Source organism: Serratia sp. GW822-FHT06D09 (genome assembly GCF_058799515.1).
The window spans coordinates 103,672-116,068 of the sequence record NZ_JBXALO010000007.1 but is presented as its reverse complement, the minus strand read 5'-3'; the positions used below and the strand labels follow the sequence as shown (position 1 = coordinate 116,068).

The window sequence follows — 12,397 nt, the reverse complement described above, 5'->3', positions numbered from 1 at the left end:
ATTACGATTTTTGGTTTAATGTTATTTTTATGATGGCGGTCATGCTTTCACGCTGTAAAACAGCTCATCGACAAATAAAAATGAAAGAAGCCTTAAATAAAGCACGGTTAAACCCTTATTATGGGATCTGCCGCACATTTAATAATTCTGTGAATTTAAGTGTGAAATAACGTAATTGAGCCGTCTGCCGCAAACTCCGAAGATAAAGCCATCCCGTAACTCGGGCATTGCTACCCAGGAGTCGATAATGCAACCTTATTTTGATCAGCTTGAGCAAGTGCGCTACGAAGGCCCAGCCAGCAATAACCCCCTGGCCTTTCATCACTACAATCCGGATGAACTGGTGCTTGGCAAGCGCATGGCGGAACATCTGCGTTTCGCCGCCTGTTACTGGCATACCTTCTGTTGGAACGGCGCGGACATGTTCGGCGTCGGTGCCTTCGATCGTCCCTGGCAGCAGCCGGGCGACGCGCTGGCGCTGGCCAAACGCAAAGCCGACGTGGCGTTCGAGTTCTTCCACAAGCTGAACGTACCTTACTACTGCTTCCATGACGTAGACGTCTCACCGGAAGGTGCCTCGCTGAAAGAGTATCTGCACAACTTTGCGGTAATGACCGACGTGCTGGAAGAAAAGCAGCACAGCAGCGGCGTGAAACTGCTGTGGGGCACCGCCAACTGTTTTACCCATCCGCGTTATGGCGCCGGGGCCGCCACCAACCCGGATCCGGAAATCTTCAGTTGGGCAGCCACCCAGGTATTCACCGCCATGAACGCCACCCAGCGCCTGGGCGGTGAAAACTACGTGCTGTGGGGCGGGCGTGAAGGCTATGAGACCTTGCTCAATACCGATTTGCGCCAGGAACGTGAGCAAATTGGCCGCTTTATGCAGATGGTGGTGGAGCATAAACACAAAACCGGTTTCCAGGGCACCCTGCTGATTGAGCCCAAACCGCAGGAACCGACCAAACATCAGTACGACTACGACGTCGCCACCGTCTATGGTTTCCTTAAGCAGTTCGGCCTGGAAAAAGAGATCAAGGTGAATATCGAAGCCAACCACGCCACGCTGGCAGGCCATTCGTTCCACCATGAAATCGCCACCGCCATTGCGCTGGGCATTTTCGGCTCTGTCGATGCCAACCGGGGTGACCCACAGCTGGGCTGGGATACCGACCAATTCCCGATCAGCGTAGAAGAGAACGCGCTGGTGATGTTCGAAATTCTCAACGCCGGGGGATTCACCACCGGTGGGTTGAACTTCGATGCCAAAGTCCGCCGTCAAAGCACCGACAAGTACGATCTGTTCTATGGTCATATTGGCGCCATGGATACTATGGCACTGGCACTGAAGGTCGCGGCAAAAATGGTGACTGACGGCCAGTTGCATCAGCAGGTAGCGAAACGCTATGCCGGCTGGAATGGTGAATTGGGCCAGCAAATTTTGCAGGGCAAACTGTCGCTCGAAGCCTTGGCGCAGTACGCTGAAGGCCATGCACTGGCGCCGCAGCACGTCAGCGGCCGTCAGGAACAGCTCGAAAACCTGATGAACCGCTATCTGTTCGGCTAACCGATCGCGCGGCACACGCCGCGCCTTTAAGGATCCTCAACCATGTATATCGGCATCGATCTCGGCACTTCCGGCGTAAAAGTTATTTTGCTCAGCGAGCAGGGCCAATTGCTCGCCAGCCACGGTGAATCGCTGCCCATTTCCCGTCCTCATTCCCTATGGTCAGAGCAGGCCCCGCAGGACTGGTGGCACGCCACCGACCGCGCGATGCTGGCGCTGGGCAAACAACACAACCTGCAGCAGGTAAAAGCCATTGGGCTCAGCGGTCAGATGCACGGTGCCACGCTGTTGGATGCACGTCAGCAGGTGCTGCGCCCGGCGATTTTATGGAACGACGGCAGGAGCGCCGCACAGTGTCTGGCGCTGGAACAGGCGGTGCCGCAGTCGCGGCAAATCACTGGCAACCTGATGATGCCGGGCTTTACCGCCCCCAAACTGCTGTGGGTACGGCAGCATGAGCCCGAGCTGTTCAAACGTATAGATAAAGTCCTGCTGCCCAAGGATTACCTGCGCTGGTGCCTCACCGGCGAATTCGCCAGCGACATGTCGGACGCCGCAGGAACCGGCTGGCTGAACGTGGCGCGGCGCGACTGGAGCGAGGAGATGCTGGCGGCATGCAGCCTGACTCGCCGCCAGATGCCACAGCTGCTCGAAGGCAATCAGATCACCGGCCAGACCCATATTGAACTGGCCAAACGTTGGGGCATGTCGCCAGTGCCGGTGGTGGCCGGCGGCGGTGATAATGCCGCCGGGGCGATCGGCGTAGGCCTGTATCAGCCGGGGCAGGCGATGTTGTCACTCGGCACCTCCGGCGTTTATTTTGCCGTCAGCGACGGTTTTCTCAGTAACCCGGCCAGCGCGGTACACAGTTTCTGCCATGCGTTGCCCGACACCTGGCACCTGATGTCGGTCACGCTCAGTGCCGCATCCTGTCTGGACTGGGTGTGCAAGCTAACCAACGTCGAGGACGTTGCTACCCTACTGCGCAATGTCGAACAGGCACCGCCGGCGGCAGCGCCGCTGTGGTTCCTGCCCTATCTTTCCGGCGAGCGTACGCCGCACAACAATCCTAACGCCAAAGGCGCATTCTGGGGCCTGACTCACCAGCATGGGCCAACCGACCTGGCGCGCGCCATGCTGGAAGGGGTTGGTTTCGCCCTGGCTGATGGCATGGACGTACTGCACGCCAGCGGTCTGCAGCCGTCCAGTATCACCCTGATTGGCGGCGGCGCGCGCAGCCCCTTCTGGCGACAAATGCTGGCGGATATCAGCGGTCAGCGGCTGGAATACCGCACCGGCGGCGATGTTGGCCCGGCGCTGGGAGCGGCTCGCTTGGCTCAGATTGCCCTGAACCCGCAGCGCCCACTGGCTGAATTGTTGCCTGAATTGCCGCTGGAACAGGTACATACACCGGATGCCGAGTGCCACCAGCAGTACACCGCGCTGCGCAGCACCTTCCGCGAGCTCTATTCCCGTCTGTTACCGTTGATGTAAAACCGAAAGGGGGCCAAACAGCGCCCCCTTATTATTGCCAAATCGAATAGTCGCCAGTGGCAAATGTCACTGCCAACCCACGCGCTCCTCTCCTAAATTGGTGGCTGTCTTTTGACGCACCTCACCTCTGGATTAAGGAATTGAACGTGGAAAAAAACCAACAACAAAGCCGCAGAGCTTTCCTCAGCCAAACCGGCAAGCTCACCACCGCCTGCGCAGTCATTGGCCTGACGGGGGGCGTGGCGCAAGCCTCCGCGCCAGCGAGCAGCGCATGTATACCAGAGAGCACACCTATGACCCTGACCGACAGCCACTACTGGCTGAGCGACGTTCGACTGGAAGACGGTTTTGAGTACGATGGCGAGACGGTGATCGGCACCCGCACCGCGCTGTATCAGCTTGAAATCAAAGACGGAAAAATTGCCGCAGTTCACCCGAAAGAGGCAACGCCTCCCGCCGGCGTAGCGCGCTATCAGGCGCAGGGCCAACTGCTGTTGCCGGCGTTTCGCGACATGCATATCCATCTGGATAAAACCTTCTACAGCGGCCCATGGCAGGCACCGCGCCCACGTCAGGGCAAAACCATCATGGACATGATCGCGCTCGAACAGACCTTGATCCCCAAGCTGTTGCCCACCTCGCAGCAGCGTGCGGAAAACCTGATCGCCTTGCTGCAATCGAAAGGCAGCACCGTAGCCCGCAGCCACTGCAATATCGATCCGGTCAGCGGGCTGAAAAGCCTGGAACACCTGCAACGTGCGCTGGAAAACCACCGGGCGGACTTCAGCTGTGAAATCGTCGCCTTCCCGCAGCATGGCCTGCTGCATTCCAAAGTCGACGGCTTGATGCGCGAGGCCATGCAAATGGGGGTGCAATACGTCGGCGGACTGGATCCGACCAACGTTGACGGCGCCATGGAGAAGTCGCTGGATGCGATGTTCCAGATTGCACTCGACACCGGCAAAGGCGTCGATATCCACCTGCATGAAACCAGCCCCGCCGGCGTAGCGGCAATCAACTACATGATCGCCACCGTAGAAAAGAACCCGGCGCTGCGCGGTAAAGTCACCATCAGCCATGCGTTTGCCCTAACCGTGCTGAACCCGAATGAGCTGGAGGAAACCGCTAGCCGGCTGGCGGCGCAGCAAATCACCATCGCCTCTACGGTGCCGATTGGCGGGCTGATGATGCCGCTGCCGCAGCTCAGTGAAAAAGGGGTATTTGTGATGACCGGAACCGACAGCGTGATCGACCATTGGTCACCGTTCGGCAGCGGTGACATTCTGGAAAAAGCCAACCTTTACGCCCAACTTTACCGCGGCTCCGACGAATTCCACCTCTCCCGTGCTATGGCAATCTCGACCGGTGGCGTGCTGCCGCTGAACGACAAAGGCCAACGCGTCTGGCCGCAGGCCGGGGACAACGCAGAGTTTGTACTGGTCAACGCCAGTTGCTCCGCCGAGGCGGTGGCACGCCTGCCGGCGCGCACGGCCACTTTCCATCAGGGGCGGCTGGTCGCTGGCCAGGTCGACAAAGCCTGATGCTGGTCCGTTGATGCCACCATGATGGCCGTTTTTGGCCTTCTGCCAGACAAAGTAACGGCGCAGTATGGCGTCATACCCATTGGCGGAGGGCCGAAAATGTCACAGAGCGCGTTATTGATCATCGATGTTCAACAATCATTCCAGCATCGCCCATTCTGGCAGGAAGAAGATCTGCCCGCTTTCCAGCAGGCACTGACACGGCTGATCGAAGGCTGTCGCCGGCAGGGCATAGCCCTGGTTGATGTTTTCCACGTATCACCGGAGGGGCCGTTTTCGCTGGCATCCGGCTGGGTAAAACCGCTGCCGTTCCTCAACCATCAGGCAGACGTCACCGTTCATAAACAGGTGCACAATGCACTGACCGAATCCGGTCTGGACGCCTGGCTGCGCCAACGGGATATCGATCACTTGATTATCTCCGGCATCCGCACCGAACAGTGCTGCGAAACCACCACCCGGGTGGCGTCCGATCTCGGTTATCGGGTGACTTTCGTCACCGAGGCCACGATGACTTTCCCGATGCAGCATCCCAATGGAGAAGTCTTTACCACCGAACAACTCAAGCGGCATACTGAGACGGTGCTGGTCGACCGCTTCGCCCAGCTCGCCAGCGTGGATGAAGTGCTGGCGCAACTCTCACAGGAGTAATCATGCCGCAGGCCGTCTATTTTTTGATGTTGCCCAACGCGCTGTCGCTGGACGTCAGCGGCCCGGCCGAAACCCTGCGTTTGGCCGGGGCATTCAGCCTGCGCTACATCAGCCCACTGCCGCAGATCACCTGCTCGATTGGCATGACGTTGAGCCAGCTGCAGCCGCTGCCCACCCGACTGGAAGACGGCGCTATTGTGGTGGTACCCGGCGCACGCGATTCACGCAGCGATTTTGACCATCTGGCGGCCGAACAGGCCCGCCACTGGCTGGCGGCGCTGCAACCCGATTTGCGGCAGCAGCGCATCACGCTGGTCTGTATCTGCTCCGGCGCCCTGCTGGCGGCGCAGGCCGGGCTACTCGACGGCTATCAGTGCACCACCCACCATGATGTGATCGAACGCATGCGTCAGCAGGCCCCGGCCGCGCAGGTGAAAGAGAACCGTATCTTTGTTGAAGACCGCAACCTGTACACCAGCGCCGGCATTACCGCCGGTATCGATCTGGCGCTGCATTTGATTAACCGTCAATGCGGTGCAATACGGGCAATGGAGATTGCCCGCGAAATGGTGGTGTATTTTCGCCGTTCCGGCGATGATCCGCAGCTCTCCCCCTGGCTGCGTTACCGCAACCATCTGCACCCGGCGGTGCACCGTGCGCAAGACGTGATGGCAGCCGAACCCGAGGCCGAATGGTCGGTGCCGCAGGTGGCGGAAAAGGCCCATGTCAGCAGTCGCCATCTGGCCAGGCTGTTCCGTAGCCATGTCGGCATCAGCGTGCGCGAATACCATGAACAGCTGCGGCTGGCGGTGGCGCAGCAGCGGCTGCAACAGGGCTATGGGCTGGAAAAGGCGGCGCTGGCGGCGGGGTTTTCCTCCGGTCGTCAACTGCGGCGTGCCCAGCAGCGCGGCTCGACCGCGTTATGACACCAGCCGCCGAGAGTCTATTTTCTGCAGCCCCATCGACAACAACAGGCTGAGCGCCAACGCCACGCCGAATACCCAGAAGATATCCAGTAACGGATGGGCGGTCAGCGTCAGGTGACGGCTGCGCATAAAATTGACGATAATGGCGTGAAAACCGTAGATTGCCAGCGAATGTCGGGAAAAAACGCCCAACCAGCCAATAGGCTCGGGCAGACAATTTTTAAACCATACCACCAGGGATACCGCCGCGATAAACACCAGCGGCCCACAGTAGATGTAATAAGTATCGGCAAAGTTACCGTTGATGAACATCTGGCTTTTGGTGCCCTGAACGATTAACGCCACGCTAGCCACAAACCCCAATATCGCCAGCCAACTGGTACCTCGCCCCTGGGTGTCCATCATGCCAATCGCCCGGCCGGCCAACGCGTACAGCAGGTAGTAAAAGGTGTCTCCGTAGATATACAGATTGACCGGCAGCAGGTGAGCGTTACCCAGGGTCAGCGAGCTGGTATTGGGATTGGCGACCACCGCCAGGATCACCAACACGCTGGCCAGATAGCGGCGTGATACCGGCTTGACGTTGATCAGCGGCGACAGCAGATAAATCACCGCGATCGCATAGAAGAACCACAGATGGTAGAACACCGGCTTTAACAATATGCCGCGCAGCGACGGCCAGAAACCGATTTTGGTAAACGCCGCGATATAAATCAGCGCGACCGCGCTGTAAAACGCAATACAGCAGCCAATGCGGATGAAATGCTTTTTGCCGGCGCTTTTCTCGCCGAAAAACAGGTAGCCGGAAATCATGAAAAACAGGGGTACCGAAACGCGCGACAGTGAGTTCAGTACGTTAGCGATGTCCCAGTTATGTTCGCCCACCGCCACCCCGCTGGTGACGTAGTAGGTGGTGGCGTGGATCATCACCACCATCATGCACGCTACGGCGCGCAAGTTATCTATCCAGCCAATTTTATTGCTCAAAAGATCGCCCGCAATATTGTCATCTTGATTTGTTAAAATAAGGTTATAGAGCGAAAGTGTGGGTGGCAACCCTGACGGCGAATATCAGAATGTGCTGAAACAACACCTTATCGTTGCTAAGGTGAACAATTGGCGGCAAAATAGCCGCCACAACTCGCTCAGATTGCGCTTCCCGCCCTGGCAGTTCCTTATTTCTTCTTTACTTTCAGTACGATAAATATGAAAACTACTTTACCACCTGCGGCTCGCTTGGGTCGACAGGCGCTTTTATTCCCGCTTTGTCTGGTGCTGTTCGAATTTGCCACCTATATCGGCAACGATATGATCCAACCTGGCATGTTGGCGGTAGTGGCCGATTTCAACGCCGGAGAAGAGTGGGTGCCAACCTCAATGACCGCCTATCTGGCGGGCGGTATTTTCCTGCAATGGCTGCTGGGGCCGTTGTCGGATCGGCGCGGGCGTCGCCCGGTCATGTTGGCCGGCGTGGCGTTTTTTATCGTCGCCTGTCTGGCTATTTTGCTGGTGACCAGCATCGAACAGTTTATCTTTATGCGTTTCCTGCAGGGGATTGGCCTGTGCTTTATCGGCGCAGTGGGTTACGCCACCATCCAGGAGTCGTTTGAAGAGTCGGTGTGCATCAAAATCACCGCGCTGATGGCCAACGTGGCGCTGATTGCCCCGCTGCTGGGGCCGTTGGCCGGTGCCGCGCTGATCCACGTCGCGCCGTGGCAGAGCATGTTCGTACTGTTCGCCGCACTGGCTGCGTTTGCCTTTTACGGCCTGTGGAAAGCCATGCCGGAGACGGCTTCGCTGCAGGGTGAGAAATTCTCGGCCGCCAACCTGTGGCGCGACTATCGTCAGGTATTGTCCAACCGCCGCTTTATCTGCGGCGCGCTGGCCATCGGTTTCGCCAGCCTGCCGCTGCTGGCCTGGATTGCCCAATCGCCGGTGATCCTGATCAGCGGCGAGTCGCTGTCGACGCTGGATTACGGTCTGCTGCAAATTCCGGTGTTCGGTGCGCTGATCCTCGGCAACCTGACGCTGGCACGTCTCACCGGCAAGAACAGCGTCCCGCGCCTGATCAAGCTGGGTGCCGGGCCGATGATGCTGGGTTTGCTGATCGCGGCGCTGGCGACGATATTCTCCAGCCATGCCTATCTGTGGATGACTGCGGGTCTCAGCCTGTACGCTTTCGGCATCGGGCTGGCCAACGCCGGGCTGTACCGTTTGACGCTGTTCTCAAGCAACGTCAGCAAAGGCACGGTCTCCGCCACCATGGGCATGTTGAGCATGATGGTGTTCACCGTCGGTATCGAGCTGGCTAAAGTGGCTTACGTGTGGGGCGGCAGCGGGCTGTTCAATCTGTTCAACCTGCTCAGTGGCCTGTGCTGGCTGGCACTGGTGGCGCTGTTCCTCAGCAAACGCCGCAGCGGCGATGCAACGCCGACGCCTAACGCTGCGTTATAACAAGCGCCGAGCTAACGACACGGGAAGAGACGATATCTCTTTCCGTGTTTCAAGATTTACACTGGATTTAACTCTATCAGTCAGATGAATCAGTTCTCAAACTTATAGCCCATGCCAGTACCGCCTCATGGCTGATAAAATTCATCTGTTCAACGTCACTAAGTGCCTCTAGCGTCAAGCACCTCTGTTCTTTCTCTCGCACAAACCCGGCATACTTTTCATCATCTTTTCTTATGGTCAGTGATGATAAACCTTCAGTATTCATCCTGATGACCTCGCGACTTAATCAGAATACGCGGCTATACCCAAAATAATTGGAGTTGCATCACAACAAAGCCACGGCTTTGTTGAACAGCGCTTGCGCTGGCCCCAACGGGGCGAGGCTTTGCCGAGTAACGCGGCAAGAGCATGACTCCCCAGGAGCTTACTCAAGTAAGTGACTGGGGTGAGTGCTGGCAGCCAACGCAGAGGCAGCTTCAGGTATGACGGGTATAGAGTCCGCTGTCGCGCAGCAGGTGTTGGTTACCCTTGCGGCGGGTAAATCCGCTGCGGTCGAAAAATTCCAGCACCTGAATGGCCAGTTTACGCCCCACGCCGAGCCGGTCACGAAAATCGGCGGCGTTGGCACTGCCCTGCGTTTCATCCAGTTCACGGATCAACGCGGCGAATTGTTCTATCCGTTGGCTTAGATAGTAACGATCCACCACCACTGCCGTGACATGGCCCAACTGAGCGGCTTTACGCAGCGTGGTCCGCACCCATGCCTCGTCCTCGCCCAATTCGGCAGCCAGATCGCGCACCCACCAGGCTTCGTCGCCGAACAGCGGTTCAATACGGGCCCACAGGATTTGCTCTTCGGCGCTGAACGCCAAACCGTGCTCCGGCAGGTGCAGCCACCCGCGCGTATTGCTAAGTAAGCCGGCAGCCAGCAGCCGATCGATCATCATAAATGCCAGCGCCTCAGACAGTTGCGGCACGGCCATGCGCCGCAGGCGAGCACGCCCCAGGCCGAGCTGATCGGCATGCTGCTGGTGATACTCGGCCAACACCTGCAGCAGACGCTGCTGATCCAGCTGTGCATTATCCTGCGCCAACGCCCTACCACCGGCAATCAGCAATTCATGACTCGCCAACAACTTCGCCAGCGGTTTCTCGGTCAGTTGTCGTGCCCAGGCAAAGGCCGCCAGATCCAGCGCGCCCTTGGGCAAATGCAGCGCCAGCACCTGACAGTCATCGTCTGCCTGTGCCAGCGCCGCCAGCCAGGCCAAATACTCGGGTTGGCGCTTACCCCGTTTGGGCGTCGTCAAGCTCAGCACCCTTGCGCCGCCCAGGGTTTGGCGTGCGCCAATATCGCGCAGCACCAGCCGATCGTTTTCGGCCAGCCATAGCGGACGGTCAAGGATCAGTTCCGCCAGCCCATCACTGAGCAACGAAACTCGTCCGGTAATATGGCTGGCGGCATGATGTAAATGCAGCGGCTGCCAGTGCTTTATCGGCAAATCCTTATCTAACGCCACCAGAATTCGTTCGGCGGCGATCGGGGGCTTTTGCGCCAGCAACCAATCGCCGCGTGCGACCTGATCTTTGCTGACGTCACCGCTAATATTCAACGCAATACGCTGTCCAGCCTGCGCCTGCTCAGCCGGTTGGTTTTGCGCGTGCAAACCGCGAACCCGTACCGGCGCGTCGGCGCCGGTCAGCCACAGCGTGTCGCCTACCGCCACCTGGCCACCCAGTGCGGTACCGGTCACTACCAAACCAGCGCCTTTCACGCTGAACGCGCGATCCACCGCCAGGCGGAAGCGGCGCGTTACCGCATGTTCGTCAGGCCGCAACGCCAGCAAATGCGCACGCAGTGCGTCGATTCCCTGCGACTGCGGCGCGGCGGTGACAAACACCGGTGCCTGTTGCCACCCCTGGCGCGTCAGCTCCTCGTCAAGCTGCTGTCGAACCTCTTCGACACGCGCTTCATCCACCCGATCGGCTTTGGTCAAGGCCACCGTCAGCGCCGGACGCCCGCTCAATCGCAGTATCGCCAGGTGCTCGCGCGTTTGCGCCATCACGCCATCATCGCAGGCCACCACCAGCAAGGCATGGTCGATGCCACCAACGCCCGCCAGCATATTGGCGAGGAATTTCTCGTGTCCCGGCACGTCGATAAAGCCCAACACCCGGCCATCGGGCTGCGGCCAGTAGGCATAACCCAGATCTATGGTCATGCCACGGCGTTTTTCTTCCGGCAGGCGATCCGCATTGATCCCGGAGATCGCTTGCAGCAGGGTGGTTTTGCCATGATCGACATGGCCGGCGGTAGCAATAATCATTCTCTCAGGGCCTCAATCAGCGCGTCTTCCTGCTCCAGACAGCGCAGATCGAGCCACAGCCTGCCGTCGTTAATTCGGCCGATCACCGGCTGCGGCAGCCGACGCCAGCGTTCTGCCAACGCTTCCAACGTTGCGCCACGGCCATCGCGCGGCGCAAAGGTCAGCGCATAGCTGGGCAGCCGATCGACCGGCAACGAACCGCTGCCAATCTGCGACCAGCAGGGTTCGGCACGCAGTTGGAAATGCCCGGCAAACTGTGGCGCCAGCACCTGCAACAGGCGTTCGGCAGAACCCTGCATCGCCTGCTGCGGGCGGGTCAATAGCCGCAGCGTCGGCAGCTGTTGTGCCAACAGTTCGGGCTGTTGATAGAGTCGTAAAGTCGCTTCCAGCGCCGCCAGCGTCAGTTTGCCAACGCGTAGCGCACGCTTCAGAGGGTGTTGCTGCAGCTTGGCGATCAGCGCCTTTTTGCCAACGATGATGCCGGCCTGCGGGCCGCCGAGCAGCTTGTCGCCGGAGAACGTCACCAAATCTACTCCGGCGGCGAGCAACCGCTGCGGCATGGGTTCCGCCGGCAGGCCGTATTGCGCCATATCAATCAATGAGCCGCTGCCCAGATCGGTGGCGGTCGGCAGGCCATGCTCTGCGCCGAGCTGCGCCAGTTCGGCTTCTTCCACCGCGGCGGTAAAGCCCTGGATGCTGTAATTGCTGGTATGCACCTTCATCAGCAGCCCGGTCTGTTCGTTAATCGCGCTGCGGTAATCTTTCAGGTGGGTGCGGTTGGTCGTGCCGACCTCAACCAGCTGGCAACCGGCCTGGCGCATCACGTCGGGGATGCGGAACGCACCGCCAATTTCCACCAGTTCGCCACGCGATACCACCACCTGCTTGCCGGGGGCGATCGCCGCCAGCATCAGCAGCACCGCAGCCGCATTGTTGTTGACGATGCAGGCGTCTTCCGCGCCGGTCAATTGGCATAATAAATCCGCCACCGCGCGATCGCGGTGACCACGACCGGCACCGTCCAGATCGTATTCCAGCGTTACCGCCGCGCCCATGGAATTCGTCACCGCTTCTATCACCGGCTGCGCCAGCAGAGCCCGGCCAAGGTTGGTGTGCAGCACGGTGCCGCTGAGGTTGAATACCGGGGCCAAAGCCGGACGCTGCCATTGCTGCAGCTCCGCGCTGAGCGCCTGTGCCCAGTCACCGCACCAGTCGGGTAACCTTTGGTGGTGTTTAATGGTTTCACGCGCCTGCAGTTGCAATTGACGCAGTAACTCGCCAATCAGCGTTTGTCCGTGCTGCGTAACCAGCGGTTCGATAGCGGGATCGCGCAACAGGCGATCGATGGCGGGTAACTGGCTGTAAAGAAGCTGGGATTCAGTGCTCATGGTCGCTCGGTTTCAGTGTAGAGGTCTCGCATCAAGTAAAACCCCGCCGCAG

General features: G+C 59.0%; 9 protein-coding genes. 6 read left to right on the top strand and 3 right to left on the bottom strand.

The features are described 5' to 3' along the window. Nucleotides 1–247 precede the first annotated feature (247 nt). From xylA to AC1RKG_RS17415, 5 genes are all read left to right on the top strand, one after another. Nucleotides 248–1,567, top strand: coding sequence for a xylose isomerase (xylA, locus tag AC1RKG_RS17435; protein ID WP_020824691.1), 1,320 nt, complete (start codon nt 248–250; stop codon nt 1,565–1,567). A gap of 42 nt (nt 1,568–1,609) precedes the next feature. Beyond that, nucleotides 1,610–3,061 (top strand): xylulokinase, encoded by a 1,452-nt coding sequence (gene xylB, locus AC1RKG_RS17430; RefSeq protein WP_493183526.1) that lies wholly within the window; start codon nt 1,610–1,612, stop codon nt 3,059–3,061. A gap of 146 nt (nt 3,062–3,207) precedes the next feature. Next, nucleotides 3,208–4,602 (top strand): amidohydrolase family protein, encoded by a 1,395-nt coding sequence (locus AC1RKG_RS17425; RefSeq protein WP_493183525.1) that lies wholly within the window; start codon nt 3,208–3,210, stop codon nt 4,600–4,602. Between the two features lie 99 nt (nt 4,603–4,701). Continuing rightward, a complete protein-coding gene (locus tag AC1RKG_RS17420; RefSeq protein WP_129982596.1) occupies nt 4,702–5,253 on the top strand; it encodes a cysteine hydrolase family protein in 552 nt (183 codons plus the stop codon). 2 nt (nt 5,254–5,255) lie between these two features. Further along, nucleotides 5,256–6,179: a GlxA family transcriptional regulator gene (locus AC1RKG_RS17415; protein WP_493183524.1), complete on the top strand. Its 924-nt coding sequence runs from the start codon at nt 5,256–5,258 to the stop codon at nt 6,177–6,179. On the opposite strand, the gene AC1RKG_RS17410 is transcribed toward AC1RKG_RS17415, so the two are convergent. Then, nucleotides 6,174–7,166, bottom strand: coding sequence for an acyltransferase (locus AC1RKG_RS17410; RefSeq protein ID WP_493183523.1), 993 nt, complete (start codon nt 7,164–7,166; stop codon nt 6,174–6,176). The two genes, AC1RKG_RS17415 and AC1RKG_RS17410, sit on opposite strands and share 6 nt — an antisense overlap. A gap of 219 nt (nt 7,167–7,385) precedes the next feature. Between AC1RKG_RS17410 and AC1RKG_RS17405 the strand changes: the two genes are divergently transcribed. Beyond that, nucleotides 7,386–8,633 (top strand): MFS transporter, encoded by a 1,248-nt coding sequence (locus AC1RKG_RS17405; RefSeq protein WP_128864800.1) that lies wholly within the window; start codon nt 7,386–7,388, stop codon nt 8,631–8,633. A gap of 476 nt (nt 8,634–9,109) precedes the next feature. Here AC1RKG_RS17405 and selB read toward each other — a convergent pair whose 3' ends face one another. Together selB and selA are read right to left on the bottom strand one after the other, a co-directional pair. Next, nucleotides 9,110–10,957: a selenocysteine-specific translation elongation factor gene (gene selB / locus AC1RKG_RS17400; RefSeq protein WP_493183522.1), complete on the bottom strand. Its 1,848-nt coding sequence runs from the start codon at nt 10,955–10,957 to the stop codon at nt 9,110–9,112. Further along, nucleotides 10,954–12,345 (bottom strand): L-seryl-tRNA(Sec) selenium transferase, encoded by a 1,392-nt coding sequence (gene selA, locus AC1RKG_RS17395; protein WP_493183521.1) that lies wholly within the window; start codon nt 12,343–12,345, stop codon nt 10,954–10,956. Before selA ends, selB begins: the two co-directional genes overlap by 4 nt. Between the last annotated feature and the right edge of the window lie 52 nt (nt 12,346–12,397).